The 25,214-nt window shown below is 47.1% G+C and carries 29 protein-coding genes, 1 tRNA gene and 1 pseudogene; 11 read left to right on the top strand and 20 right to left on the bottom strand.

Translation table 11 applies throughout. From position 1 onward, the window contains the following. Window positions 1-61: 61 nt before the first annotated feature. Window positions 62-1,051 carry a tRNA dihydrouridine(20/20a) synthase DusA gene (gene dusA, locus KBW69_RS03995; RefSeq protein WP_373690669.1) on the top strand — a complete coding sequence of 330 codons (990 nt, stop codon included), beginning with the start codon at window positions 62-64 and terminating at the stop codon, window positions 1,049-1,051. A 63-nt stretch (window positions 1,052-1,114) separates the two neighbouring features. Here the strand turns inward: dusA and KBW69_RS03990 are convergent, their stop codons facing one another. The 3 genes from KBW69_RS03990 to KBW69_RS03980 form a co-directional block, all read right to left on the bottom strand. Then, window positions 1,115-1,633: an STAS domain-containing protein gene (locus KBW69_RS03990; protein WP_257279981.1), complete on the bottom strand. Its 519-nt coding sequence runs from the start codon at window positions 1,631-1,633 to the stop codon at window positions 1,115-1,117. Next, window positions 1,634-2,806, bottom strand: a complete 1,173-nt coding sequence (locus KBW69_RS03985; protein ID WP_257279980.1) for a SpoIIE family protein phosphatase — start codon at window positions 2,804-2,806, stop codon at window positions 1,634-1,636. 296 nt (window positions 2,807-3,102) lie between these two features. Continuing rightward, on the bottom strand, window positions 3,103-3,825 hold the full coding sequence (locus tag KBW69_RS03980; RefSeq protein ID WP_257279979.1) for a VacJ family lipoprotein: 723 nt from the start codon (window positions 3,823-3,825) through the stop codon (window positions 3,103-3,105). 250 nt (window positions 3,826-4,075) lie between these two features. On the opposite strand from KBW69_RS03980, the gene KBW69_RS03975 reads away from it, so the two are divergent. From KBW69_RS03975 to KBW69_RS03965, 3 genes are all read left to right on the top strand, one after another. Further along, window positions 4,076-4,981, top strand: coding sequence for a multidrug DMT transporter permease (locus KBW69_RS03975; RefSeq protein WP_257279978.1), 906 nt, complete (start codon window positions 4,076-4,078; stop codon window positions 4,979-4,981). Between the two features lie 117 nt (window positions 4,982-5,098). Continuing rightward, complete coding sequence (locus KBW69_RS03970) at window positions 5,099-5,308, top strand: hypothetical protein (protein ID WP_257279977.1); 210 nt, start codon at window positions 5,099-5,101, stop codon at window positions 5,306-5,308. Between the two features lie 128 nt (window positions 5,309-5,436). After that, window positions 5,437-5,513, top strand: a tRNA-Arg gene (locus KBW69_RS03965). Between the two features lie 69 nt (window positions 5,514-5,582). Here KBW69_RS03965 and KBW69_RS03960 read toward each other — a convergent pair. The 3 genes and pseudogenes from KBW69_RS03960 to KBW69_RS03950 form a co-directional block, all read right to left on the bottom strand. Beyond that, window positions 5,583-5,834 carry an AlpA family transcriptional regulator gene (locus KBW69_RS03960; protein ID WP_257274324.1) on the bottom strand — a complete coding sequence of 84 codons (252 nt, stop codon included), beginning with the start codon at window positions 5,832-5,834 and terminating at the stop codon, window positions 5,583-5,585. Next, on the bottom strand, window positions 5,815-6,180 hold the full coding sequence (locus tag KBW69_RS03955) for a hypothetical protein (RefSeq protein WP_257279976.1): 366 nt from the start codon (window positions 6,178-6,180) through the stop codon (window positions 5,815-5,817). The genes KBW69_RS03960 and KBW69_RS03955 overlap by 20 nt, the downstream gene beginning before the upstream one ends. Further along, window positions 6,162-6,365 (bottom strand): annotated as a pseudogene (locus KBW69_RS03950) (conjugal transfer protein); the annotation flags it as partial. The gene KBW69_RS03955 and the pseudogene KBW69_RS03950, both read right to left, overlap by 19 nt. Between KBW69_RS03950 and KBW69_RS03945 the strand changes: the two are divergent. Together KBW69_RS03945 and KBW69_RS03940 are read left to right on the top strand one after the other, a co-directional pair. Then, on the top strand, window positions 6,294-6,509 hold the full coding sequence (locus tag KBW69_RS03945) for a hypothetical protein (RefSeq protein WP_257280041.1): 216 nt from the start codon (window positions 6,294-6,296) through the stop codon (window positions 6,507-6,509). The pseudogene KBW69_RS03950 and the gene KBW69_RS03945 sit on opposite strands and share 72 nt — an antisense overlap. A 143-nt stretch (window positions 6,510-6,652) precedes the next feature. Beyond that, on the top strand, window positions 6,653-9,559 hold the full coding sequence (locus tag KBW69_RS03940; RefSeq protein ID WP_257279975.1) for an RING finger domain-containing protein: 2,907 nt from the start codon (window positions 6,653-6,655) through the stop codon (window positions 9,557-9,559). Window positions 9,560-9,604: 45 nt separating this feature from the next. On the opposite strand, the gene KBW69_RS03935 is transcribed toward KBW69_RS03940, so the two are convergent. From KBW69_RS03935 to KBW69_RS03870, 13 genes are all read right to left on the bottom strand, one after another. Next, entirely contained in the window at window positions 9,605-9,838 is a 234-nt protein-coding gene (locus KBW69_RS03935) for a hypothetical protein (RefSeq protein WP_257279974.1), read from the bottom strand. A gap of 168 nt (window positions 9,839-10,006) precedes the next feature. Next, window positions 10,007-10,420: a hypothetical protein gene (locus KBW69_RS03930; RefSeq protein WP_257279973.1), complete on the bottom strand. Its 414-nt coding sequence runs from the start codon at window positions 10,418-10,420 to the stop codon at window positions 10,007-10,009. A gap of 18 nt (window positions 10,421-10,438) precedes the next feature. Continuing rightward, window positions 10,439-10,612: a nucleotidyltransferase gene (locus KBW69_RS03925; protein ID WP_257276182.1), complete on the bottom strand. Its 174-nt coding sequence runs from the start codon at window positions 10,610-10,612 to the stop codon at window positions 10,439-10,441. A gap of 15 nt (window positions 10,613-10,627) precedes the next feature. Next, window positions 10,628-10,987 (bottom strand): winged helix-turn-helix domain-containing protein, encoded by a 360-nt coding sequence (locus KBW69_RS03920; RefSeq protein ID WP_257276181.1) that lies wholly within the window; start codon window positions 10,985-10,987, stop codon window positions 10,628-10,630. Window positions 10,988-11,053: 66 nt separating this feature from the next. Then, window positions 11,054-11,272, bottom strand: a complete 219-nt coding sequence (locus KBW69_RS03915; RefSeq protein ID WP_257279972.1) for a hypothetical protein — start codon at window positions 11,270-11,272, stop codon at window positions 11,054-11,056. A gap of 104 nt (window positions 11,273-11,376) precedes the next feature. Then, window positions 11,377-11,916 (bottom strand): conjugal transfer protein TraN, encoded by a 540-nt coding sequence (gene traN / locus KBW69_RS03910; RefSeq protein ID WP_257279971.1) that lies wholly within the window; start codon window positions 11,914-11,916, stop codon window positions 11,377-11,379. 292 nt (window positions 11,917-12,208) lie between these two features. Then, the gene (locus KBW69_RS03905) at window positions 12,209-12,592 is read right to left on the bottom strand and encodes a HigA family addiction module antitoxin (RefSeq protein ID WP_257274850.1); all 384 of its coding nucleotides are present in this window, start codon (window positions 12,590-12,592) and stop codon (window positions 12,209-12,211) included. A gap of 290 nt (window positions 12,593-12,882) precedes the next feature. Then, the gene (locus KBW69_RS03895) at window positions 12,883-13,194 is read right to left on the bottom strand and encodes a CcdB family protein (protein ID WP_257274848.1); all 312 of its coding nucleotides are present in this window, start codon (window positions 13,192-13,194) and stop codon (window positions 12,883-12,885) included. Continuing rightward, window positions 13,194-13,415 (bottom strand): type II toxin-antitoxin system CcdA family antitoxin, encoded by a 222-nt coding sequence (locus tag KBW69_RS03890; protein WP_257274846.1) that lies wholly within the window; start codon window positions 13,413-13,415, stop codon window positions 13,194-13,196. Before KBW69_RS03890 ends, KBW69_RS03895 begins: the two co-directional genes overlap by 1 nt. Before the next feature lie 53 nt (window positions 13,416-13,468). Further along, on the bottom strand, window positions 13,469-13,684 hold the full coding sequence (locus KBW69_RS03885; RefSeq protein WP_257279970.1) for a hypothetical protein: 216 nt from the start codon (window positions 13,682-13,684) through the stop codon (window positions 13,469-13,471). 284 nt (window positions 13,685-13,968) lie between these two features. Then, on the bottom strand, window positions 13,969-14,223 hold the full coding sequence (locus KBW69_RS03880; protein WP_257274842.1) for a hypothetical protein: 255 nt from the start codon (window positions 14,221-14,223) through the stop codon (window positions 13,969-13,971). Between the two features lie 110 nt (window positions 14,224-14,333). Next, on the bottom strand, window positions 14,334-14,747 hold the full coding sequence (locus KBW69_RS03875) for a hypothetical protein (RefSeq protein ID WP_257279969.1): 414 nt from the start codon (window positions 14,745-14,747) through the stop codon (window positions 14,334-14,336). A 192-nt stretch (window positions 14,748-14,939) separates the two neighbouring features. Then, window positions 14,940-15,830, bottom strand: coding sequence for a LysR family transcriptional regulator (locus tag KBW69_RS03870; protein WP_257275670.1), 891 nt, complete (start codon window positions 15,828-15,830; stop codon window positions 14,940-14,942). A gap of 58 nt (window positions 15,831-15,888) precedes the next feature. Here KBW69_RS03870 and KBW69_RS03865 point away from each other — a divergent pair, with 58 nt between their 5' ends. Continuing rightward, entirely contained in the window at window positions 15,889-17,877 is a 1,989-nt protein-coding gene (locus KBW69_RS03865; RefSeq protein ID WP_257279968.1) for an amidohydrolase, read from the top strand. A 104-nt stretch (window positions 17,878-17,981) separates the two neighbouring features. Here KBW69_RS03865 and KBW69_RS03860 read toward each other — a convergent pair whose 3' ends face one another. After that, on the bottom strand, window positions 17,982-18,803 hold the full coding sequence (locus tag KBW69_RS03860) for a hypothetical protein (protein WP_257275667.1): 822 nt from the start codon (window positions 18,801-18,803) through the stop codon (window positions 17,982-17,984). 317 nt (window positions 18,804-19,120) lie between these two features. On the opposite strand from KBW69_RS03860, the gene cas3 reads away from it, so the two are divergent. The 4 genes from cas3 to cas7e all read left to right on the top strand — a co-directional run bounded on the left by cas3 (window position 19,121) and on the right by cas7e (window position 25,211). Further along, window positions 19,121-21,838: a CRISPR-associated helicase Cas3' gene (gene cas3 / locus KBW69_RS03855; RefSeq protein WP_257279967.1), complete on the top strand. Its 2,718-nt coding sequence runs from the start codon at window positions 19,121-19,123 to the stop codon at window positions 21,836-21,838. A gap of 141 nt (window positions 21,839-21,979) precedes the next feature. Beyond that, window positions 21,980-23,581 (top strand): type I-E CRISPR-associated protein Cse1/CasA, encoded by a 1,602-nt coding sequence (gene casA, locus KBW69_RS03850; protein ID WP_257279966.1) that lies wholly within the window; start codon window positions 21,980-21,982, stop codon window positions 23,579-23,581. Continuing rightward, the gene (gene casB, locus KBW69_RS03845) at window positions 23,581-24,126 is read left to right on the top strand and encodes a type I-E CRISPR-associated protein Cse2/CasB (RefSeq protein ID WP_257279965.1); all 546 of its coding nucleotides are present in this window, start codon (window positions 23,581-23,583) and stop codon (window positions 24,124-24,126) included. Before casA ends, casB begins: the two co-directional genes overlap by 1 nt. A gap of 23 nt (window positions 24,127-24,149) precedes the next feature. Further along, complete coding sequence (gene cas7e, locus KBW69_RS03840) at window positions 24,150-25,211, top strand: type I-E CRISPR-associated protein Cas7/Cse4/CasC (RefSeq protein WP_257279964.1); 1,062 nt, start codon at window positions 24,150-24,152, stop codon at window positions 25,209-25,211. Window positions 25,212-25,214: the final 3 nt, after the last annotated feature.

Genomic DNA, 25,214 nt, shown 5'->3' with positions numbered 1-25,214 from the left:
ATATATCATTGTTCGTTCTCTAATTTTGAAAAATATTATGCCAGTGACTCAGCTCAAACCCTTGGACCGTAAGTTTTCCGTTGCCCCCATGATGGACTGGACGGACAGGCATTGCCGTTATTTTCACCGTTTATTATCAGAGCGCTCGCTGCTCTATACCGAAATGGTGACGACCGGAGCTCTGGTATTTGGTGATAAAGAGCGTTTTCTCAAACACAATCCTGAAGAGTATCCACTGGCTCTTCAAGTGGGTGGTCACGACCCAAAACATCTTTCCCAGTCAGCGCAGTATGCTGAACAATGTGGCTACCATGAAATCAATCTGAACGTGGGGTGTCCCAGCGACAGGGTTCAGAGTGGCCGGATAGGTGCCTGTCTCATGGCAGAACCTCAAACCGTCGCAGAAGCTGTCAAAGCCATGAAACAGGCGGTCAATATTCCAGTGACGGTGAAACACAGGATTGGCATAAACGGTCGTGATACCTACGAGGAACTGGTGGATTTTGTGGGTAAAGTGGCTGAAGCCGGTTGTGAAACATTTATTGTTCACGCACGTATTGCGATTCTTGAAGGCCTGTCTCCCAAAGAAAACCGTGATATTCCTCCTCTTAAGCCCGAGGTGGTTTATCGACTGAAAAAAGATTTTTCGGATCTGGAAATCATCATCAATGGCGGCATAGGATCCTTTGCTGAGATTGAGCAACACATGGAGCGTGTGGACGGCGTTATGTTGGGCCGGGAGGCTTACCATAATCCCTATCTGATGGCTGAAGTCGATAATCGTCTTTATGGTACCGGTAAACCAATGATTGAGCGTCATCAGGTGGTTGAGAAAATGCTGCCCTACATTGAGTCCGAGCTGGCAAAAGGCACATACCTGAGCCACATAACCCGTCATATGTTGGGCCTATATCAGGGCGAGCCCGGGGCTCGTAAGTTCCGTCGTTATATCAGCGAAAATGCCCATAAAAAAGGCGCCGGATCAGAAGTTCTGCTTGAAGCAGTCAGGCAGGTTGAAAGTCTCAGGGAACGGGCGCAGGATGCAGCTTGAGTCACCGTCAACAAGGCTGATGGTGGGCCTGTTGAGCTGAAACTTTCTTTCTTGAGAAAGCTCTCAGCTCTTGCCCTTGGTATTAGTCTTACCGCTGTTTTGAATCTGCTCAAGCTGTTTCACCAGCTCACTGAAAGCTTCCCGGTTTTCTTCGCTCAGACCCATCAGCACCTTGTGGGCATCCAGAACTTGCCTGACCTGGGTGGGTTGCTCCAGATTTCCATCGCAAGCAATATCGTGCATGTTCAGGTTCAGCTTTTCATAGCCTTCCAGCTCCTTGACAATCACAAATACCCTGTCAAACCCCATACTCAGCAGAATCCGGGTGATGTCATCTTTGGTTGAAATAATTACCGGTACCAGCCCCAGGTTTTTCTTGGTCTGAATAGACAGTTTGGCCAGTAGACCCAGTGAGGTGCTGTCGATAGTGTCTGTGTCGGTCAGGTCAATAATGACCGAGGTGAAATCAGGCTCATTGATCATCTGTTCCAGAGATGAGCACAGAGTCAAGCGCACTTCCCCCACCAGTTTCAGAACATAGGTACCATCGTTTTTTGCGAACAGTATTTTTCCAGTAGTCATTCACTCTCGAGCCAGAATCAGCATGGCCATGTCGTCCGGAGCGGCTTTCATGGTTTTTAGCCCCAGCTTTTCTGTCAGCGCTGATACGTTGACGGCTCCCTCTTTGATAACAGACAACAAGTAGTCTTCCTTCTCCTGAAGTGTCTGCTGCGGCAGTACCTCCAGAATACCGTCGGACAGGATAGTTAAGGTAAATTGCTCGGGCAAGTCAATGGTGACATCTTCAAAAGTCGCATCTTCGAACAGGCCTACCGGTAACCCCCGGCCTTCAATACATCGGGTCTCTTTCGGCGTGGAAAGAATGGGTAGAGGGTAATGGCCGCCAAAGGCATAAGTCAGCTTCTGATCACGGGTGTCGACGACACCGCCAAAGACTGCAACATGCTTGCCCAGACCCGTTTCCAGAAGGCTGCGATTGAGGAAGTTCAGCACATGGGAAGGTTTGACCCTGGCCCGGCCTCCATGGGACTGATATTCCTTGAGCAAGTTCATGGACATATGCTTCAGTAATACCGTGATAAAGGCTGAAGATGCTCCGTGACCGGAGACATCAGCCAGATAAAAGGAAAAGCTGTGTTCGTTCAGAGCGAAGTAGTCAACAAAGTCGCCACTGAGGTAGAGAGAAGGGATGATCTGGTGGTCTACTTTGAAGTTTTCAAAGATCAGTGGCTCCTGGGGAAGCATTTTCATCTGAACCTGACGGCCTGCTTTCTGATCCTCCTGCAGCAGATGCAGGTTGCTTTCCAGCGAGTGAATAGCTTCTTCAAGGCTTTCACGGTAGCGGCGATTTTCAAGTATCAGTTGGGCATTTTCAAGAGCACGGTTAATGGCATACTCCAGAACTTCCAGATCGACAATAGGTTTGACGAGATAGTTACTGGCGCCAAGACGCAGTGCTTGTACCACGTCGGTCATGACACCGGCACCGGAAACCACGATAAAGGGCATATCCGGAGACAGCTCACGGACGCTACGAAGCACCGACAGTCCATCCAGTTTGGGCATTCGCAGGTCACAGAGAATCAGGTCCGGGGGAGTCTCCTTGAAGATCGCCAGACCCTGCTCACCATTTTCTGCCTGAAGAATACTGAATCCGCTACCTTCGAGATAGGCTACGATGCTTTCTCTGACAATTGTGTCATCATCAATGACCAGAATGGTACTGCTGGTCATATCCAGAGTCCTGCCTGCCGGAGAGATCTGTTCAGACCTGTGTCAAGAAAATCTGCGTCAAGGAAAACAGAGTGCATCTGACGTTGAACCGTGATTAATTTGTGATGGATGAAACATACTCTCAACCCGGCTTTGCTGCAAGCTGAGGTAAGGTAAAGCGCAGAAATCTATCTTGAGCTGAGGTACCGTTTGTTCTGGTCTAATCGTCCGATTATATCGCGGCAGGGTTGGCCGGATACGCCTGAATCAGTGTGTTAGCACCCTGTTTCAGGCGTATTTGGGCGGGTGTTATCTCATCAGAAATCGTCTTCTGGCAGCTGACCTGTAATCAGGTATTCACGACGTTGCAGATAAGCATCGCGGATAAAGGTATAGCGATCACCCACAATCAGTTCTTCAGAGCTGAGCAGGGACGAACGAGTGTTAACTAAGTCCACTCCTCTGGCCGTCCAACGATCCCGCTCCGGCTGAATCTGTCCCTGGAGGTTCATCATTGAGTCCGGCAATAAGCCGATACCTGATCTCAGTGTTCTTGATCCAAAGAATGGCAACACTACATAAGGTCCTGATGGTGTACCCCAGTGGGCGAGTGTCAGGCCAAAGTCTTCATATTTCTGCTCAATCCCCAGTGGGGTGGCGACATCAACCAGTCCCAGCATACCTACCGTTGAGTTAATGCCAAAGCGTCCAACTGAACTCAGTGCCTCACTGCCTTTAAATTGTAATAAAGCGTTGGCAGCATTGCGGATCTCGCCGAGGTTTGAAAAGAAGTTGGTGACCAGCTGCTGAACAGGCTTGGGAGTCACTGTATCGTAACCCTTAGCCACAGGCTTCAGAGCATAAGTGTCCAGCGTATCATTGAACGAAAAGATAGCGCGGTTCGCTTTCTCCCAGGGGTCGTCGTAGGAAACGACAGCAGCACCGGCACTGGAAACAAATCCGGCGAGTAGCAAGGCGGGTATTACTTTAACCATATTTTTTAGAGTATTTTTCAGGTTTGCAGCCAGTGAGCGTGTCACGTTCCTGTCCTCGCTTTCCTTGTTGATAGAAACTAGCCCAAATCATCGTGTGTGGAGAGTTACAGTTTGAATTATTGCACCGTTGAGTGGAATAAATCATAAGGGTATCCATTTTATACTGATTCGAAAGACTTAAAAATGTATAAAAATCTCTCACTTGCCTGTGAATCTGCCAAAACCACGAGCCTGCGACAATCTAACGGTGTCCGTAAAGGATATTTTCTGACCATGCCAGCTAAGGAGTATACGTTTGGACAACCTGGCAATTATTCTCGTATTCGTCTCATCTTTCATGCATGCCGGCTGGAATTGTCTTGGAAAAAGAGTAAGGCCTTCAGGAGCCAGCTTTACCCTGTCTGTAATGCTCGGGATGCTGGCTTTTGTGCCTCTGTTGCTTTTTTATATCGACTGGTTGGGAGAAATCTCCCGGGAAATTTGGTACCTGTTAATTCTGAGTGGCCTGTTTCAGGCCATCTACTATCTGGGACTGGGTCAATCTTACCGTTTTGGCGATATGTCGCTGATGTATCCGGTCTCGCGCGCTCTTCCTGTTCTTCTGGTTCCGCCTGTTATCGGTTTATTAGGTTGGGGGGCAGAGCTCTCACCGGGAAAATGGCTGGCTTTCAGCCTCATTGTTTCAGGCTGTATCATCCTGCCACTCTGGCACTGGAGAGATATCAGGTGGTCTCACTACCTCAACTCTGCAACGGCCTTTGCAGTGATGGCTGCCCTGGGTATCACGGGATATTCTGTGGTCGACAGTCAGGCTCTCATGTTAATGAGAGCGCTGTGGCCCGTTGAAGGAGTGGCCTTTAAAAGTGCTCTGCTCTATCTGATTCTTCAGGCCGTCACAACCTGCCTATGGCTGGTGCTTTTCACGTTTCCCTTTCAGAAGCAGCGAATTGAAATAGTACAGTTGTTTGCATGCCATCGTGGTGCTCTGTTTTTTACAGGTGTGGCGATGTTCTCCACCTACAGCATCGTGCTCGCCGCCATGGCGTTTGCTGATAATGTCAGCCTGATTGTGGCTCTGCGCCAGACCAGCATTCCAGTAGGCGTTTTGATGGGGGTTTTTCTGCTTGGAGAGAGAGCTTCGTCACAAAAATGGTGGGGCACTGGATTAATCGTTTCCGGCTTGATTCTGGTAAGTATCTGACGATGCATAAGTAAATGAATCTGGCATGAAACCTGATTAGTAAAAAAGCCACGTATTGGCACTGGAAGCTGAAAATATCTTGTGAGACTATCAGGAGCTTGGCAATCAGGAGGAATCATGGACGACAGCCGAAAGAATGAAACCGAGACTCAAAGCAGTACACACAGTTGTCACAATGAGGCACGGTTACTGGCTCTGAGAAAAGCTTACCTTGCAGGTGAGCTGAGAGTAGACAGTGCCAGAGTGGCAGATAAACTGCTTGCTTTCGAGAGTACACTTGAATCAGCCCTGAGACACCGGGCCCATCTGAATGAAAAAAGCAGCTGACTGATTTCAACGACAGGGATTTATCTCCAGTCAGTTTGCAGAACGACTTTAATTGTTGGAAAAACACCATCCATTCGTTAGAATGCAAAGCGAGCCAGCCGCAACGATCTACGTGCTGGCTTTTCTATGCTCCCTTGGCACAGCTGGATAGCGCGGCCCCCTCCTAAGGGGCAGGTCGGAGGTTCGAATCCTCCAGGGAGCGCCAGATATAGTAAAGGCTCCAGGTTTTGAGCCTTTTTTATCCTTGCGATGGGTCGTCAATAGGTCGGATGCATTACACATTGTCAGAGTATTGCTGAGCCAGACTTTCATAGCTTTTTTGATTGTTCAGCCAGCTATCCAGATCCTCTACCCGATACCGGACTAATTTTTTGCCCACCCTGAAAAATTTTGGGGGAGCTTCCCCGCAAAGTTCTCCTGAAATCCTTGCTCTATCCAATTCAGATTTTGACAGGCCGATGTACTTTGCTGCTTGTGCTGTATTCAAGACGGCAGGTGAGAGTTCTTTAACGGTATGGTGGTTCATTGAGTTTACCTTTATTGAACAGGTTTATATTTTCAGGTAGCAAACTGCCACTCCAGACTTCATTGGTGATTCTGGTTTTCTGGTACTCGCTTTTATTGATCCAGTCTTGTTGATAGGCAACATCAGCAATCCGTTCCGTCAGTGCGGTCAAGGATATGGAGCCTTGTCGTATGAGTACGATGTTGTCAGGGGGCTGCATAAGAAACAGGGCAGGGTATGTGGTGAAAATGCCAACCAGAGCAGTATCAGGCCAAGCCCGAAACACCAGATTGCGAATGAGCTGGTTTGTTTTTGAGAAGTTGTCATAACAGAGATGGAATCGATTGTTCAGGATTTTGGCGAGCAAAGAATCGGGATTCTGCCTTTCAATAAACGTCCGCCGCCCAATCGTGCAACGTATTCCAGATTGGGCAGCTCACCAAGCAGTTGTGGTGGAAACAAGTCTCCGGTTTCTTCCAATTGTTGTTCACTGAGGTTACCGGTGAATTCCATGGGGCGGTTAGCGTCGGTGCTGATGCCCTGATTGTGGATAAAGCCATCATTTCCCATAGTGATGACATCAGCTCAGCCACTTTTAGTCCCAATAGCCGCTTTGTGGTGACCACCGGTTTAGTGTCACTTGATAGAGGTACCGAAAACATTGCGAAAATCATTGAACTATGGAAAGAAGAGTAACTCCAGTAGCATCCCGGAAAATCTTGGCTATTCTCTGATGCACTACCAATAATGTGATTCACCCATGGTGTTCCTTTATTTTTCCAAAACAAACATTCAACACGGATTGTTCTGGCATTTTCTTACAAACAAGAAGGGCGTGATTGGTATTTTTTTTTTCCCTGCTGGCTATGATAGTTGTGCCGATATGCTATTCCTCAACCCTTATTGACCGTCATCATCCCGATGGGCGCAAGTTTCGGATTGAAATCAACGATGGGAAAACACGCAATAGCACACTGACACTGACAGTGACAGGTGGCCAGCCCGCTGGCAATGCCGATTTTCCCGGTGTCGCCAGAGGAGGTTTTTTTTATTTGCCTCCTCCTCCCTGGGGAGGTGGAGGCGGCAGGCCATCGGGATTGTTCGAAATTGACCTGACTATTCTGCAACCCGTCATCAACTGGCTGATGTCCATAGGCAAGAATTCTGTTTCGTTTGAGCAACAGCCCTCCCCGGCACGTTTGCAAATCACCCGCGTTAATGTCGATGGCTCTGCCAGTGAAGCGGCTATACCCCTTGACTGGCTCAACTTTCTTGATAGTGAACAGCTGCCCGATGTTGATTTCTGGGACACTCTCCTCCAGCGTGTCGCCAGGACTTGCCCGGCCAGCGAAAGCCTTCAGTGGCAACTTGGCTGTTTCAAACTGCTTCTTGAGCGTACTGTCTTGAAAACCCATCATGGTGATGGCCGACAGGCAGGTAATGAGGATGGTCAACCCTCTGGCAGCAGACCCAATGCAGGATCAAATGACGCAACTAACCAGCATCATCAACAACAGGAGAAGAGAGAAGCACCTGAAAATCGAGAGAGCAAATCACCGGGAGAAGGTAATGTTAGCAGCGGCGATGGCAATAACAGAAAAGACGACAATGGAGAGCAGAGTAAAAATAATGCTTCGACTCAGGACCTTGAGCTACTTGCCAACCAGCTTTTAGCCATCATTGAAAGCGACGATCCCAACGCCGCTTTTAAATTCAGGGAAATGCTGGATAAGCTGAACATGCCTCAGCGTTTGCAGGTTCTGGAAACAAAAGGCACAAACATCAGGGGTAATACTATTACTCCTCTTGAGGCGATATTGGCACTGCCGCGTTCTTCCTATGAGCACACAACACACAACCGATTTATCGAGCAGCTGCTAGCAGCCACTGACAACAACTACCTGATGATTTTGTCTGACGACAGCCACCTGATGAGTGCCTCTGAAACCATAGATGATTACATCGCTATCAATGCTTTCGACGATAATGCACTGCATGTGGATAAAGAAGAACCTGCACACATTATTGATGCAGAGTGCGCGGTATGTAAGGAGCAGTTTGAACGCACGTCAAATATAGTGAAAACGCCCTGCAATCACCTTTATCACGTAGACTGTTTAAAACAGTGGTTAAACAAAAGGCAGCAGGATGCTTCAATTATAAATTGTCCTACATGTCGTACAGAATTAAACGCCTTGAGTAAAAAACTTAACGACTTTAACCAACTATTGAGAAAATACGACGGTTGTCATTCTTTAGCTATTGCAGAAAGAGCAGTTAATGAATGGAATAAAGCAGAAACAGGTTATGAAACCTTGTACCATTTTATCCAATTTTGCCGACATAACAGCCAGGCATCTGATGATTCACAGTTTGTAAAAATCTTGGGACGCCTCGTTCATCTGGTGACAAAAGCCGAGATCCACCATCACGGTCATATCTCAGCCATCTTCAGCGCCAATAGCCGCCGTATGGTGACCGCCAGTGACGACGGCACTGCGAAAATCTATGTTTATCAGTCCGATGGACCCTGGAAGGAAGAGTTCACTATCCGCGACGATGGTCCGGTCAAATTAGCCAGCTTCAGCGCCGATAGTAGTCATGTATTGACCGTCAGTGACGATGGAACAGCAAAAATCTATGTTCGGAAGGAGGATGGTTCATGGCAAGAAGAAATCACTATCCGCCACCGTGGGCCCATTAATTCAGCCACCTTCAGCGCCGATAATAGCCGTGTGTTGACCGCCAGCAAAGATGGTACAGCAAACATCCATGTTCAGAAGGAGGTTGGATCATGGGAAGAAGAAGGGACCATCAGCCATGATGGTCCTATCGATTTAGCCAGCTTCAGTGATGATGGTAGCCATGTGGTGACTGTCGGCGAAGATAATGTGGTAAAAATCACGGGCAAATCAGCCGATGTGTCATGGCAAGTAAAAATCATCGTTATCCATAAGGACTATGTCAACTCAGCCATCTTTAGCCCCGATAACTGCTATGTGGTGATCGCCAGTGACGATGGTACGGCAAAAATCATTGGCTGGAAAGACGATGAATCATGGGAAGAAGAATTCACCATTAGCCATATTAGCACCGATAGTTCGGTCATATCAGCCGCCTTCAGCCCGGATAGCCGACATGTGTTGACTGTCGGCAAGGATAACCTGGTTAAAATCATTGGCAAACGGGCCGACGGATCATGGTTAGTAAAAGCCGTCATTTCCCACAGTGATTTCATTGAGACAGCCACCTTCAGTCCCGATAGCCGCCATGTGGTGACCGCCAGTTTCGACAAACAGGCAAAAATCTACGGCGAAAAGACCGATGTCTTATGGGAAGAAGAAATCACTATTCACCACAATCATTGGGTCTTCTTAGCCACCTTCAGTCCCGATAGCCAACATGCAGTAACCGGCAGTTATGATGGAACGGCAAAAATCCATAACCACAAGAATGATGGATCATGGGAAGAAGGACTCACTATCCATCATACTGATCAGGTCTCTTCAGCCACCTTCAGTGCCGATGGCCGCTTTGTGATGACCTCTGGTTTTGATGGTATCGTGAACATCAGGCTCCTGACGGGTGATGGGTCACGGAAAGTACAATTCACTATCCGCCACCCCAATCCAATCTTCTCAGCCAGCTTCAGCGCCAATAGCCGCTTTGTACTGACCCAAAGTTTTTTGGGAGGATTTGGTGTGTTCGGCAACATCGTGTCAATTACTGAACTATGGAAGGAATAGTAAATCAAGCAACGTCCCGGAAACTCTTGGCTATTCTCTGATGCACTACGAATAATGAGATTCACCAAAAGTAGCGGCAACGAACCGGCGGCAGTTTGTCGGTGATAAATTTCTCGGTGTCAGGGTTCTGTGATAGACCCGTGATGCTCCACCAGACTGAATTCCAACCTGTCCATCAATAAACGGCAAGCTCAACTCAACAGCCGGTTTGCGACTCAGGCATTGGAAAAGCAGTAGTGCATTCGTCAGCACCAGTACCAGCAACATCAGTCTGTCCAAACAGAGCTGCTGATGCCATTGCTTCAATCGTCGCAGATAGTCTTGAATAGTCATTTTCGGGAAGGGTAAAAGACCCGAACATAGGGGTTGGGCAAGGTTCTGGCTTTCACAAAATAAAAGCCCAGCCAGTAAATGGTTCTTCCTGTTAGGATTGGGAGAGGTCTTGTGCTACAGGTGCTTCAGGAATTCCTCTTGCACCAGAGATTCCAGTTCCAACATGGAGCTTAATTGTTGCTTTTTGGCAGTTTTATGAAGCTGTACAATAACTTCATATTGATCCGGCTCACCTTCTGCGTCACAGAAAACTTTGAGTTCATCCGGAATAATTTCATAGTTAATCATAATGGCCAATGCCTGCACCAGAGAGGGTCGGTCTTGCCAGTGAAAATAAGCCAGAAGTCGATCTTTAATTACATCGGAGGCAAGCAAAATGGGTATGTCGCCTTGTTCTGAATGAGCGACAGTGGTTTCTTGAATAATCTGGTTTCCAATAGCGAGAGGTGCAGAAGGAAACTCAACACAGATCTGCGTTGAATCATTGACAAACACGCGGCCTTGTTTAAAAAAACCTAATTCAGCCATTGCGGTTTTCAGCGATTCTTAGGAGTCGTAGCTGGTGTTAACCATATCAATATCTTTGGTCAGGTATAGGTTTTCACTGTAAATTTCAACGGCTAAACCACCCACCAAAACCACCCGAATGCCATGCTGCTTAAGATGATTGGCGACAATGGCTGCCAGTTCAACAATGGGCGTGCTACTAAAATTTGTCATGATTTAATTCTGAAATTAATGATCCCTTGGTTGGATAGCAATAGTCGGTTTGCCTGCTGCTCTGGGGCGGGTTCTGGTCATGGTGAGGTTCTGGATCATGGAGTCCGGATAGGCCGACAGGGCCGACTTAAGCAGTTCTTTCAATGGCGACAGGAAAGGGTATCGGGGGTTAAGCTGATATTCTCTGAGCCTGCCAATCAGGTGGCTCACCAAAACGCCATCTTCTTCAAGCCGGGCAAGCTGTTTTTGCACGGAGTTTGAGGAGATTTCGTAAAATTCGGCAATGGCCTTGCCATAACCGGAGCTGCGAAGCATTAGATATATAAGGATTTTTTCCTGACTTTCCGCTCGCAAAATGCCTTTCAAAATGAACATGATGTAATATATTATTTTACCAACATATGGTAAATATATACCATTTCATGATATTTATAAATCAATCTATGGTTTTGAGTGGCGGATAGAGCTGGTTTTTTGTTCTTGATACAAGTTGAGTTGTTCAGGTCGAACCTCATGAAATCGGACTTCCAGCCGCTTGCGACTGTCCTCCCGGTGCTGGTCGAAATCCAGCCTTGACCCTTTGCCCGTCAGAGTTTCCAGATTCAACTGTTTCAATGTATCAGCATTCAACTCTGGCAGTTTGTTTTGCAATTTTAACAATGCCAGCCACTCGCTGAGGTCAATCTGGTTCCAGTCCACTGAATGCAGAGTTTCAGGCGTTATAACCGAGCAAACCGGATGTTTGGCAGAGCCCCATCCAGTGTTCAGCTGCTTCCTGATCTGTACTCTACGCTGCTCAACCCCAAAAACTTGCTTTCTCTGTAACTGCCGACTTTATGGCAGGTTTTCATCTCCCGTTTGGCGGCCAATTCAAATTCTTCGTTATCACATTTCTTGTTGATCTGGATAATCAGTTTGGTCATGGTATAAGCCGTGTAGATCATGGTGACGACACTGATTGCTGAGGTGATGGCCGGGTTCATAATCAGGGTTTCTTGGCTCAGCTGACCGCCCTGAGAAGCCAGGTCATCACCAACTGTTCGGAACAGCAGATTGGTGGCATCCTCGCCCAGAATTTTATGGACGACTTCTGCCATCTTTCGCATCGATTGTTGCTGCATATTTCCGAGCATAGTCTTCTGAGCTTCCTGCGACAGTTCTCCGGCAATGGGCTTGGCAGTGGCAGTCTGAGCATGTACTTCAGCGGGTGTCGGCCAGAGCTTTTCAGTGAGCTTGTCCCAGCTTTTGCCTAAATCGGACCATAGATTCTTTGCAGGCTGACTGAGCTTGTTAATGCCCTCCATCAGCGGTTCCCTCATTTTCTGATAAGACCCGGTCAGCTGATTGGGGAAATTCCTCTGTAGATGGATTGCTGATTGATCAATCGCCCACTGTGTCAGGAAAGTTGTCGCTGATGGTTTCTGGTGGCTTTACATTTTAACTATCCCAAGTGTTAGGAATAATATCGTTATTCTTTGGACTTTCTATTGTCCAACCTCTTCCCTTAGTGTCATCATCAAACCTATCGATTTTTTAGTAGTTATGCCTCTATATGTCTAAAACCATAGCCTTTTATGAAGACAATTCAGATACTTTCTATGACTCTACCGTGAGCGTAGATGCACAGGCATTATACGACCGGTTTCTAGCACTATAACTGGGTAACACGAAGAACCGGTCGCTACGCCACCTGATTAAGATCAATGCGTTCCAGGTTTGCTGTATCGACCACTTGCCTGGCTTTCCACAACTCTCCTGAAGTGTCATCCAGCTTTCAGCAGAACCACCCAGTACTTCCGACGGTCGAATGGCCATTTCCGGTGAAACGCCTGCTTTTTCATTCAGCAAACGATTGAAAGTACTTCTGGCCACGCCCAGCTGGTCGGCAATTCTGTTTGCGGTCATTGAGGTGAATGGCTCAATGTAGGTGCGGTTGATCAATGCTCCTGGGTGAGGTGGATCAAATTGTTGTGTAGCCATCAGTGGTAATCCTCGTAGTTCACGATGTAGGTATCTCCGTTTTTAAATTCAAACACAATGCGCCAGTTACCTAACCTGATACATTAACGGTCCAAAGTCCTTCACGGTGGCATTTCAATGGCTGAAGGTGGGCCGTGTAGAATTCGGAGAATTGGCTACAAGTATGGGACTGGTGGAAGAACAAGAATATTGAAATTAAAACACTCTGCGGCTTGCTACTGATCACGTCAGCCTTATACATGGTGCTTATGGGAATAGATTATTTCTATCCCAAGTTTCTGCTGTGAGTGTTAGCCGATGCCTGTGAACAGGCGGTCCAGAGCCATCAATATATCACCTCGGTCTGATTCTATATTGGCTACTTTCTCAACAAGATAAGACGAAGGAATACTGGTAAGATGTGGGATAATCAACATCCATTGTTCACTTTCAAGTTCGACCAATGGACACACTTTCAGCATTTTTTCGAATTGGCTGGAATGACTCAACGGTGCCACGACTTGACTTTTTTTAGACGGAATCAAGTCTGATTGAAGAACAACGATGTATGGATAGTGCTCTGCACTGTCACCTGTATTTCTGAAAACATCAAACTGAGCCATTAAAACAACCTCATGCCGTCGCTGAATAAGCCATGTTTTTCTACAAACTGGTCCAGTTCTTCAGCGGCTTCCTTGTAAAGTTTCTTCAAACGTTCTTCCTCCAAACTCCTGACTTCAGCCTTAACGCCTTGTTCGGCGGCAGAAGAAATATTAATGTTCAATTCTCGAGCCTGTTCTAGCAGCTCGTCATCAATGGTCACTGTGGTTTTACTTTTGCTCATATCAATACCTACTTATTGAGTATTTTGGTTAGTATAGCAGGTATATATTAGAACTATTTCCCATACTTCCCAACCGCGTCAGCAGACAGCTTGCTGATTTCCCGGTTCAGCCGGTCGATCTTCTGCCGTTTCACCTTAGCACTCATAAAGCGGTTGTCCATGATCTTGCGCATGTCTTTCCTGAGTGTGCTGATTTTGCGGGCATAGCGATTCAGGTCTTTGCGGACGCCAGTTTGTTGCGGTTGGTTTTCTCCAGATTTTGCGGGCATAGCGATTCAGGTCTTTGCGGACGCCAGTTTGTTGCGGTTGGTTTTCTCCAGCTTTCTGGCCTGATCTTCCTGACCACTGTCCCGGTAACGGATGATGGTAGCGGCCAGATCGTTCAGCTCGATTGCATCTCGTACATTTCCGTAATGTAGCGGGTGGCATCGACGCCATCACTGACGAAGGAACCGGGCATAGGCAAATCACGAATTCGCACTGCCGTATGGGGTGCAGCACCTACGCCATATCGGGTGGCCACGTCGACGGCGGTCAGAGCGCAGCGTAATCGTTACCGGTTGACTCGTTTTGGCTTCAGCATTCCGGTCAGGGTATCGCCATAGTCATCACGGGGCCAGCTGTCCTTGTCGGCGTCATAGGTGCGCTGGCCGTCTGACCATACATTACCCTGACGTTGCAAGCTAAACCCGTCGCTGGATTCAATCAGGTAGTTGTGTTTGTCGGTGTCGTCGTTCAGTGAGTAGCGGTTTTTTTCCTGTGTCGGAGTTGTTTTCAGTGACCACCCCTTCAGTTTTACAATTGACAAGGGATGTAGCGGTGGCTATCATACCGAAACCTTCGAGCTGATGAACCACGCTCTGGAATTGCACCGGAGACAGTAGGGTCAGACGAAGGCTTCCCTTGTTTCTGACGTATTTAAGCCTGCCTTTTTTGATCCAGTTTCTGTATTTTGGGCAGGAGTGTCCATAAAATCGGGATAGCCATGCCCTTGTAGTTGATTGCCAGAAACAGGATGTTGATTTTGAACATTCCAAACAGCCAGTTGGTGCGATCCATGCTGAGTTGCCATTTGCCTTCAGGTGCAAACAAGCTTGCGGTCATCCTGGCTGTGATACTTTCCTCAAAAACGACTTCGAGAAAGAATCGCTGAATACGGCGGTAACAGGAGGCTGTCTGTGACTTCCCGGGAAAGGTGGTGGTAAGGTGTGTGAAGTTTACCGTCTGCTTTTCCAGCAAGCCAAGCACAAGATAGGCAAGAACACTTAGTCGACACTTGTTCCAGTTCAGATAGGTTCTAAAATGTTCAATGAGTAAGTCAGCGGGTTCCATAATTGTGAGGTATTTTTAGCGAAAAATCTTAAGATAGTGGATCTCGCAGGCTTACTCCTGATTTTTGTCGTGTACAGTGGCCTTCCTGATGTAGATTTTTCTGCCTTTCAAAGTCTTGTGGCCTGAGTATTGTTCTTCGTGATCGGATACCCCTTTGGCCTTCATGTCGTGGAATGTGAACCTTTCGTTTTCTTACCGGAAATTATCCTTCGCGAATCCCAGCAAAACAGATTTAACAGCGACGACTTCCGGATAGTTTTCTAACTCCGGAGGACAATAAAATGATAAAGGCACTCGAACAGTGTTAACCAACTCATTAACGTTGAGATTTACCAACTTACCACTTTGCAACAAAGGCGCGGCTAAGGAATGCTCCAGGATTGCCCATCCATCTTCAAGCAGAAGGGTAAGCAGCACATCGTTATTACTCACTAAGCGGACATTGCTAGAAATAGAATAAAGTTCAGGATTACTATTATGGTGATTTTCACTCAAGTATTGCATTGCTAATTCAAGTTCATTCATTTGAATGCAATCACGTTTCGCGAGTGGGTGATCAGGATGGCAATAAAAACCTTGTTCACTGGTGCCCAAGTTAATAAAACTGAATGTTCGTTCAGGCATGTTTTTAAGCCGGCTTTGCATGATGGCAACGCAATGCTGGTTGCTCACTAACGCATCCAGCGTCTCATCCCGGTTTCGATGCAACCAATGCAGGCGTAGCATGGGAAACTGCTCTGTGATCGATTGATTAACCGTTTTTATCAGGCTATTGGGTACCAGGTTGTCATGGTAAACAATCAGAGATTCAAGTGCCTGCTTGTAGCGATCGATCATTCGGCGATAGAGCAGATCACTATTTTTAACCAACACCTTTGCCTGACGATACAGTGCATCAGCCTCGGTTGTTGCCACGGCTTTCTTTCCCTCAATAGTAAACAAACGAATTGCGAAACTGTCTTCTAAGGCCTTCACTTGTTCGCGAACAGTAGTTCTATCTTTGTTTAGTTTCTTTGCCGCTTTACTGTAGCTGGCTTCTTCAAACGTGGCGCAAAATGCGGCTAAGTGCTCGTATGAGAACATCTATCTTCCTCCTGCTACCTGTAAAATGACTGATATTGCCCATCATAATGCATTTATCATGACCGTTAAAAATTGCTATTTTTCACCCTGCCTTCAGCAGAGTGGTTCATCCAGAGGTGCTCTGCCTTTTTCATTGAAAGATTACAATATGAAAAACATCTTTAAAGTTTCCGTTTTAACAGTGTCATTATCCATCCTGGCCGGGTGCTCACTGGTAGGGGCACCCGATGGGCCCCTCAACAGCCCGATCACTGTATTTGTCTCCAACGACATCATTACCCTTTCAGAGACAATTAATGGCAAACCCACAGCCATTGCCGTTCAGGACGGCAAGATCATCAACATCGGTCAGCAAGAAGCGTTGATAGAAGCCTACAAAAATGAAAGCAACCTGATGGTTGATACACAATTCCTCGATAAAACGATCCTGCCGGGCTTTGTCGAGCCCCATATGCATATCTGGATGAGCAGCCTGTTACTGAGCATGGATTTTATCACCCCCGCAGACTGGGCATTCCCCTGGGGGTATGTGAAGGGTGTCCAAAATGAGAAAGCGTACTTCGACCAGCTCGCTCGTCTGGAACGGTCTTTACCTGAGGGAGAACCCCTTATTACCTGGGGATATCATAACTATTTTCATGGCCAGAACATGAACAAATCGGCCTTGAATAAACTCTCGGAAACACGGCCAATTATTGTATGGCACCGCAGTTTTCACGAAGTTTATTTTAACGACGCCGCCCTGACGGTGCTGGGCTGGAACCAAGCCGATTGGGAGGGAAAAAAAATATCCCAGCTTAACTGGGATAACGGTCATGCCTACGAAACGGGTCTGAAAGCCATCATGAACGAGCTTTTTACCTATTTCTTTGAATCAGGACGTTTTGCCGAAGGGATTAAACGCAGCAAAGACTATGTCCATTCAGGGGGTATCACCACGGTTATTGACCCGGGTGTCCTGCTTTCACCGGAGATGTTTAACGAAATGGTTGATGTCTTGATGAAGGATACCTTTCCGATGGACTATTGGTTGATTCCTGCGGGCAACTTTACCTATATGCTGTCGCAAAATGATGCCGAGAAAGGCAAGGCGCTGGCTGAACAACAAACCCGGACTTACAAGGAATCTGACCAGATCAAATGGCTGCCAAAGTACGTCAAACTATTTTCTGATGGGGCAATGTATAGCCAGTTGATGCACATGAAAGATGGCTATACCGATGGCCATGAAGGTGAATGGATCCAAAAGCCGGAAGAACTCGAAGACAGCATGAGGCCATACTGGAATGACGATTACACTGTCATTGTACATGCAAATGGTGACCTGGGGTTTGAAACCGCCATTGATATTGTTGAAACGCTAAACAAAGACACGCCACGGGAAGATCACCGCACCGGATACCATCACTTAGGTTTTACCGGCCTGGATGATATTAACCGTGCGGTGGAGCAAGGTGCTAACTTCAGCGTTAACCCTTACTACACGCACATACTGGGTGAGCTTTATAGTGTTCATGGAATTGGGAAAGAGCGGGCGGAAAATATGTCCCGAGGCCAGTCGTTCATTGAAGCAGGCGGCATACTTTCTTTGCACTCTGATGCGCCAATGGCACCGGCGCAGCCGCTCAGCCTGGCTTGGGCAGCCGTTAACCGGATAGGCTTATCCGGCAGCAGGACACTTGGGCCACTGGAGCGGATCAGTGTCGAAGACGCACTCAAAGCCATCACTATCAACGCAGCTTATACCGCAAGGTTGGAAAACGAAATTGGTACCATTGATGTCGGCAAGTATGCCAACTTCACGGTACTGGACCAGAGCCCATTTGAAGTCGATCCAAAAGAACTCGATAAAATCACCATTGCCGCCACTGTCTATCACGGAGAGTCAGCTCCGGTGAAACACAGTAATGCCGGTTTGGATATGACGCATGGCTCCCACAAAGCAGTGAGACTCATAAACATGCTATCAGCAAGAGACGGTTCAGGGGATTTCTGCAGCACCAGTATTGAGATGCAGAGCAGTGCCCTGGGAGTGACAGAGCATTAACTGAACCATAAGGCTTCAATATCACCAGGCTGCTCTACCGGGTGCCCTGCTCGAGCGGGGAGCGGTATAGCCCTGCCTGATATTTAAGTAGATTTGGAACAGGCTTAATCGGACAATGGTGGTAATTCAGCGGAAGTCGCCATGGAACATTCATGTTTGCGTTTCATGTAGAGCTGTGCAGTTTTGTCCCAGATGACGTCTCCAAAGATACTTTTGTCAAGGCTGTCGTCTACCTGACATTTTATGGAATAGGCTTCAGAAGGTTTGGCAGTCCCCCATGGAATTTTGTAATAGCCACCATTAGCGCTTCTTGTCCATAAATTCTCTATTAGCGATGTATCATCACTCTCTGTTGATTCGCCCAAGGTGGCTGAAAATAAAAGATCCTCCTCTGAACGGAGAGAAAAAGTGTCGTTCCCGTTTACTTTTTTGGTTGTCATTGAGCCATAAGATGTATTGTATTTGTCAAAATATTCGAGAACATATTTCATTGTCAATGAATCAGTATGTGCTTTGATTGCCAGATATGAGCCTTTGCTGAGTTCCAGCATCCAGATAGCCTCGGTGTAAGGAAAATGAAAGAAGTAATGCAATGGAATCTTAAAGGCGCTGTCTATGTTAATAGTGACCACCAGCATAGCGCAGCGTACACGGTCCGCTGAGTCTGTCGGCGAGACGAATTGAAAAGCCTCGCCGGCCAGCTCAATGGCCTTGTCGCGGGGAACGGAGCCTTTTATAAAGAAACCCACATATTCACTGCCCACAAAAGAATACCCAGGTTTCGGTTCAGCTTTCTCTTCTGATGCCGGAGGGTCGCTTGACGGGTTACATTCAGTCGCTGCACCCGGGTCTTTGTGACCCGAACATTCATCAGCGCTGGAGCCACTAAGCTGCATGAGCAGAGAGACAAAAGCTAGTGCCAACAACTTGAGGAGCTGATAAAAATGATAAAAACTCAAACGAAACATAGCGACATCACCAAAGTAAAACTGCGAAGCGACCTGAAGTCATCAATCTGTGCAAATTGCGCTGTCGGCCCGTGGCTTTAAAGAGTAGACGACGATAGAAACCGGAGGGATGATTTTTCTAAGTTCTTAAAAACACTCTATTCTCATCGCCTTTGAATTACTTCACTGATGGTTTTTGTGTCAATCTCAATCCGTGAATCGTTGTCAGCACAAGGTTCGGCCGTTAAGCAATACTCGTTATAATGTGAAGTTCTTGTTATAGAGTGGAAGCAGGCATGTCTTTCTACAACTATTGGGGCAAAGCAGGTCATTCATCCGAAAATGGCGATGCTAGTTATCATTTGCTGGTTTATCACTGTTTGGATGTAGCTGCGGTTGGCAGTTTACTACTTGATCCAGAAAAAAAACTATGCCAATCACTGGCCAGACAGTTGGAATTAGAGCCTGACTGGTTACAACAATGGTTCACATTTTGTTTGATGTTACATGATGTAGGTAAATTTGCCCGTTGCTTTCAAAATAAAGTGACAGGACTCTCTTCAGAACTGGTGCCTGAAGTTACAGGTAAAAAAGATATTCGGCATGATTCTCTGGGTTTTACGCTCTGGACGAATGAGTTGTGTAAGCTGATATCTGACATTATTCCGTCCCAAAAAACGCAGCGTTCCGTCCACCCCTGGCTGGAAATTGTTTGTGGTCATCATGGTAAACCCCCACAGCCCTTGAGGACAGTTAAGACAGCCCTTGTTCCTGAGGAAGACATTCCCGCTGCGGAATCTTTTTTGAGAGAAATAGCCAAACACTGGTTGCCTGATTTGACACCATTAAGCTCAATCAATAAAGAAGGGTTTAAGAAGTCTTCATGGCAATTGGCAGGTGTTGCCGTTCTGGCAGACTGGCTTGGTTCTGACCAGAGCATTTTTCACTATAATAGCGATATACAGCCTTTACCTGAATACTGGAAACAAACAGCACTTCCTAAGGCGAAAGAAGTTTTGTCAAAACGCGAGTTCCAGCCCAAAGCCATCACCCCTTTCAGATCCATTCAAGACCAGTTCGATTTTATTCGACAACCTACCCCTCTGCAGCAGTTTGCTCAAAGCGTTGAGATTCGACAAAACCCGCAGCTATTTATTCTGGAGGATGTGACCGGAGCCGGAAAAACGGAAGCGGCTATGGTATTGGTGCATCGTTTGTTGAGTCAGGGGTTGGCAGAAGGGTTGTATGTTGGTTTGCCGACCATGGCTACAGCGAATGGCATGTACGACAGGTTAAAAAACAGTTATCGGTCCTTATTTCAAGGGAGTCCCAAACCTTCTCTGGTCTTGGCACACGGAGCCAGCCAGTTGTCAGAAGATTTTCAGGAATCAATTCAGCTGGAAGATCAACAGAGCGACCAGACTTATGCGGCAGGTGATCAAACTGCCAGTGCCTATTGCAACCAATGGCTGGCAGATAGTCGCAAGAAAGCGTTATTAGCTGATGTTGGTGTTGGTACGATTGATCAGGTTTTGCTGGCGGTATTGCCCGCAAGACATCAGTCACTGCGAATGTTGGGGCTAAAAGGTAAGGTGCTGCTTCTGGATGAAGTTCATGCCTACGACTCCTATATGCGAGAGTTACTGGCTGCACTACTGCAAGCTCACGCCTCTCAGGGCGGTAGCGTTATTTTATTGTCTGCTACATTGCCCCATCAATTTCGTAAGGCATTACTGGACGCTTATCTTAAAGGGCGGGGGCTGGAGTTGGAAAGTCTGCCTGCAACAAAAGCTTACCCGCTAGTCAGTCAGGCATGTGATCAGGGATTTGCTGAGAAACAGCTTTCCACTCGTGACAGTGTTAAACGACAAGTTAAGGTTAAGAGGCTGGGTGATCCTGCAGAAGCCATTGAATTAATTATCAGGTCTATCGAACAGGGTTGCTGCATTTGCTGGATTCGCAATACCATCGGGGACGCCAGGTCAGCATGGCAGCAGCTTGACGATGACCCACGAATTGATTCAGCAAAACTTACCCTGTTCCATAGTCGTTTTTCCATGATTGACCGGCAAACGATTGAAGGGGATGTATTAAAAAGATTTGGCAAAGAATCTGGCCCAGAACAAAGAATGGGTCAGGTGTTAATTGCCACTCAGGTCGTAGAACAAAGCCTGGACCTGGATTTTGATAGTATGATTTCGGATCTGGCACCTATAGATTTGCTGATTCAGCGCGCAGGCCGACTTCAACGTCATAATAGGGATGTTGCAGGCAAACGGCTCGAAAATGACCAGCCAGACCAGCGTTTAACGCCTTGCTTTTATCTTCTCTCACCTGATCCGCTGCAAGTTCATAGTGACCAGTGGCTCAAGTCCGTCCTGCCCAGAATTCAAGGTGTTTATTCCCATGTGGGGCAGTTATGGTTGACTGCCAGACTGTTATTAGAAAAACAAGGCTTTGCCATGCCAGAAGATGCCCGTGACTTGATCGAGGGCGTTTATGGTGTCAAAGCGCAAACAGACATTCCTGAGCAGCTGCAAAAAGCCAGTGATGATGCCCTTGCCAAAGATAATGCCCGTAAAAATATGGGCGAATTCAATTGCCTGAAGCTTGAGTCGGGTTATAACTGGAAAAGCGGTGGCCCTGCTAACGGCTGGGATGAGGATACTCATATACCTACCCGGCTCAATGAAGTCGAAACCGAGACTATCGTAATAGCCGTGCCGGATGACAACGGGCATTTACACCCTTTAGCCAATACCGGCAACCCAAAGCATTTTTGGCGACTGAGTCTGCTTCAGTTGCCTGTTCATGAGTGGGAGAAAGCCAGCTTGCTTATTCCAGACGACTGGTCAGTGGAAATAGAACGAATAAAGCAACAGTACCCTTACTTAAAGTACTTCCAAATATTGCCACTTGTGGCTGAAACAAAACATTTGTACCAGTCACAAGGCGGCTGGGATCTGGACAGAAAACCCTGCGGGCGCAGGGAACGTAGTTTGCCGCACTATTAAACGGATCAGCTCTGAGTCTCAGAGAAGGGTCGGGAGCAGTGTAGGTGGGTTTTCCGTCACAGGTAGAAAATTAATCACAAAAAATATAGCAGCACTATTAAACTTGTCTAATCTTCTTTTGGGTTTATAGAGGCTTTTAAAATGAATCTAGTTACAGATAGGTGGTTGGCTGTTACCCGGCAAGACGGCAGTGAGTGTAAAATTGCTCCCTGGCAAATTGCCGAAACTGAAAATCCGGTGGTTGAAGTCAACGTTCCACGAACGGATTTTAAGGGAGCACTGTATCAATGGTTAGTTGGTCTTTTACAAACCACTCTTGCTCCTGAAGATGATGAGGAGTGGTATGAGCTTTGGGAAGAGTCACCCTCCGAAACAAGCCTGCAGCAAGCGTTTAGTTCTGTTGCATCAGCGTTTGAACTGGTCAGTGATGATGGCCCTGCATTTTTGCAAGACTTTGATTTACCGGAAGCTGAGCAAAAACCGATATCTGCCTTGCTGATTGAAGCGCCGGGCAGCAAGACTCTCAAAGACAACCTTGATCATTTTATCAAAGGCTATACGGTCAGTGAGATGTGCGAGAGTTGCGCAGCAACAGCATTGTTTACCTTGCAAACCAATGCACCTTCCGGAGGATCCGGGCATCGGGTTGGTTTAAGAGGAGGTGGGCCTTTAACCACCCTGGTTTTGCCAGAAGCACCTTCGGCAAGCTTGTGGCAAAAACTTTGGCTGAATGTGTTAACCCATGAAGACTATGGACCTGAATGTCAAAACCTGGCAGACATATTTCCCTGGCTTGGAAAAACTCGTCTGTCTGATAAATCTGGCCAAAGTACCCAACCCAGTGATACGCATCCATTGCAAATGTATTGGGGAATGCCTCGCAGAATCCGCTTATTAAAAAATAAAACCACAGGCAACTGCAGTTTGTGTGGTGCTCAGGATGAAACGTTATTCAACGCTTTCACTACTAAAAACTATGGCGTGAATTATGAAGGTCTCTGGCTTCATCCTTTAACCCCTTACCGGAAAGATCCTAAAAACAAAAATCCACCGCTTAGCCTGAAAGGTCAGCAAGGTGGGCTGGGTTATCGTCATTGGCTAGGTCTATGCCTCACAGATGCCGATAATGGCAATGGTGCGGCGGAAGTCGTGCAACGTTGGCAGGAAAGGGCGAACTATTTCCGGGAAATAGCAGAGGCTGGCATGAGGCTATGGTGTTTTGGTTTTGACATGGACAACATGAAAGCTCGCTGCTGGTACGAGCATCAAATGCCACTGATTAAAGTGGATGAAAATTATCGTGATGCTTTTGTCGACCTGGTTGGTCAGTTAATGATTGCCGCTAAAGATACCGTTTCTTTGTTAAGAACGCAGGTAAAAACAGCCTGGTTCAGCAGGCCTAAAGATGCCAAAGGTGACATCAGCATGATTGACCAGGCTTTCTGGCAAAAAACAGAAAGCGCATTTTACCAGCACCTGCATACCTTGGCGGTTTTGCCAGAAGATACCTCAGATTTGCCGGCAAAGGTGGCTAAACAATGGGTGGAACTACTCAGCAAAACGGCGACAGAGCAGTTTCATTTTTGGGTGCTGGAAGGTGATATTGAAGACCGGGATATGAAAAGGATTATTGGCAGTCGCAGGTTGCTGTCCAGTAAGCTGAAAACGCTTAAATCACTAAAACCATTGTGGCAACTTGCCAGCACTCTTGAAGAAGAACAGGCCAAACCGGAGGTAGCCTGATGAAAGACTATCGCAAACTCAATGAGCAAGACCAGAAAGCCTTGTTGTCCTGGTGGGAGTCCCTACCAAACAATCGCGGCGAACGTGCTCAATTGCGCCGCGTTTCCAGCAGTGATGATATTTTGCTCACCTCAGCTTTTGCCCATTTTTTACGACAAATGCCTGGTTATTGGGGAGTGAGGCCGGGCGAACGGGGCATTAATCTGGCCGATGCAGCAATGGTTGCGGCTGTGCTGGCAAGAGTTAAAGAGCACAACGAAAATAACAGCTTTGCTACCAGCCTGGCAATGCCGAAAGAGAAAGGAGGCAAGGCTGCGATGAGCGAATTGCGTTTTCAGCAGCTACAAAAAAGCCGTACAGAGCAAGAGTTTTTCACTCGCATATGTCGGGTGGTAAATCTACTGGGTGGCAAAGTCAATATACTTTCGCTGGCTGACAGTATTTTGCACTGGCTGAGCGAGTTTTGGCTTGCCCCAGCATCCCGTCCTCAGGACCGGTTGGCGGTGATATGGGCTTCTGAATACTACGGCGAATTTAAAGACTGATTTTTTCTGTAAGGAGATAAACAATGAACCGCTTTCTACAATTGCATCTGCTGACTTCTTATCCTCCCGCTAATCTGAACCGGGATGACCTGGGACGACCTAAAACCGCCAAAATGGGTGGGACTGACCGTTTAAGGGTATCTTCACAAAGTCTTAAACGTACCTGGCGAGTTTCAGATTTGTTCCAAAGCGCTTTGGATGGGCACTTGGGTACTCGCACCAAAATGTTGGGTGTGCAAGTTTTTGAGAAGTTAAAAGATGCTGGCCTTCCCGAAAAGAAAGCCAAAGATTGGGCACAAGCCATTGCGGGGGAATTTGGCAAACTGAAAAAAGAAGACAAAGAAAACCCTCTTTCTGGTTTGGAAATTGAGCAACTGGTGCATGTCAGTGGCAAAGAACAGCAAGCTATCGATGAACTGACTCAAACGCTGATAACTGAAAAGCGAGCCCCTGCCAAAGAAGAACTGGAACTGTTACGTAAGGAGGGAATGGCTGCGGATATTGCGTTATTCGGTCGTATGCTGGCATCTAAACCTGCATTTAACGTAGAAGCTGCTTGTCAGGTTGCTCACGCTATTTCCGTCCATCCAGTGACTATTGAAGACGACTATTTCACCGCGGTCGATGATTTGAATGATGGTAGTGAAGATGCTGGCGCTGCACACATCGGTGAAACGGGTTTTGCAGCCGGTTTATTTTATTCCTATATCTGCATCAACAAAGAGCTGCTTATTGAAAACCTGAACGGTGACATTGAGCTGGCTAACAAAACCATTGCTGCATTGACTGAAGCGGCCATAAAAGTTTCACCTGAGGGTAAGCAAAACAGTTTTGGCAGTCGGGCTTATGCCTCTTATGTTTTGGCAGAAGTGGGCGATCAGCAGCCACGGTCTCTGTCAGTTGCTTTTCTGAAGCCTGTTGACAAATACGCTGAAGATTATGCAACCGCTGCCATCGCAGCACTAGAGCAGCAGCGGGACAATTTTAACGATGTTTATGGCAACTGTGCAGATGATCAATACTCACTGAATGCCGTGACCGGCGATGGTCGCCTGCAGGAATTGTTAGCTTTTGTCTCTAAGTAGGAG

This window comes from Endozoicomonas sp. ISHI1 (assembly GCF_024606225.1).
In the GTDB taxonomy this organism is placed as follows: domain Bacteria; phylum Pseudomonadota; class Gammaproteobacteria; order Pseudomonadales; family Endozoicomonadaceae; genus Endozoicomonas_A.
This window is presented reverse-complemented; position numbering and strand designations above follow the sequence as displayed.

Excerpts from the sequence above, each read along its gene's own strand:
- KBW69_RS03990 (WP_257279981.1), bottom strand. The coding sequence starts at position 1,633 with ATGACTACTGGAAAAATACTGTTCGCAAAAAACGATGGTACCTATGTT.
- KBW69_RS03985 (WP_257279980.1), bottom strand. The coding sequence starts at position 2,806 with ATGACCAGCAGTACCATTCTGGTCATTGATGATGACACAATTGTCAGA.
- KBW69_RS03970 (WP_257279977.1), top strand. The coding sequence starts at position 5,099 with ATGGACGACAGCCGAAAGAATGAAACCGAGACTCAAAGCAGTACACAC.
- KBW69_RS03960 (WP_257274324.1), bottom strand. The coding sequence starts at position 5,834 with ATGAACCACCATACCGTTAAAGAACTCTCACCTGCCGTCTTGAATACA.
- KBW69_RS03930 (WP_257279973.1), bottom strand. The coding sequence starts at position 10,420 with ATGGCTGAATTAGGTTTTTTTAAACAAGGCCGCGTGTTTGTCAATGAT.
- KBW69_RS03925 (WP_257276182.1), bottom strand. The coding sequence starts at position 10,612 with ATGACAAATTTTAGTAGCACGCCCATTGTTGAACTGGCAGCCATTGTC.
- KBW69_RS03920 (WP_257276181.1), bottom strand. The coding sequence starts at position 10,987 with ATGTTCATTTTGAAAGGCATTTTGCGAGCGGAAAGTCAGGAAAAAATC.
- traN (WP_257279971.1), bottom strand. The coding sequence starts at position 11,916 with ATGGAGGGCATTAACAAGCTCAGTCAGCCTGCAAAGAATCTATGGTCC.
- KBW69_RS03905 (WP_257274850.1), bottom strand. The coding sequence starts at position 12,592 with ATGGCTACACAACAATTTGATCCACCTCACCCAGGAGCATTGATCAAC.
- KBW69_RS03895 (WP_257274848.1), bottom strand. The coding sequence starts at position 13,194 with ATGGCTCAGTTTGATGTTTTCAGAAATACAGGTGACAGTGCAGAGCAC.
- KBW69_RS03890 (WP_257274846.1), bottom strand. The coding sequence starts at position 13,415 with ATGAGCAAAAGTAAAACCACAGTGACCATTGATGACGAGCTGCTAGAA.
- KBW69_RS03885 (WP_257279970.1), bottom strand. The coding sequence starts at position 13,684 with ATGCCCGCAAAATCTGGAGAAAACCAACCGCAACAAACTGGCGTCCGC.
- KBW69_RS03875 (WP_257279969.1), bottom strand. The coding sequence starts at position 14,747 with ATGGAACCCGCTGACTTACTCATTGAACATTTTAGAACCTATCTGAAC.
- KBW69_RS03870 (WP_257275670.1), bottom strand. The coding sequence starts at position 15,830 with ATGTTCTCATACGAGCACTTAGCCGCATTTTGCGCCACGTTTGAAGAA.
- KBW69_RS03865 (WP_257279968.1), top strand. The coding sequence starts at position 15,889 with ATGACCGTTAAAAATTGCTATTTTTCACCCTGCCTTCAGCAGAGTGGT.
- cas3 (WP_257279967.1), top strand. The coding sequence starts at position 19,121 with ATGTCTTTCTACAACTATTGGGGCAAAGCAGGTCATTCATCCGAAAAT.
- casA (WP_257279966.1), top strand. The coding sequence starts at position 21,980 with ATGAATCTAGTTACAGATAGGTGGTTGGCTGTTACCCGGCAAGACGGC.
- casB (WP_257279965.1), top strand. The coding sequence starts at position 23,581 with ATGAAAGACTATCGCAAACTCAATGAGCAAGACCAGAAAGCCTTGTTG.
- cas7e (WP_257279964.1), top strand. The coding sequence starts at position 24,150 with ATGAACCGCTTTCTACAATTGCATCTGCTGACTTCTTATCCTCCCGCT.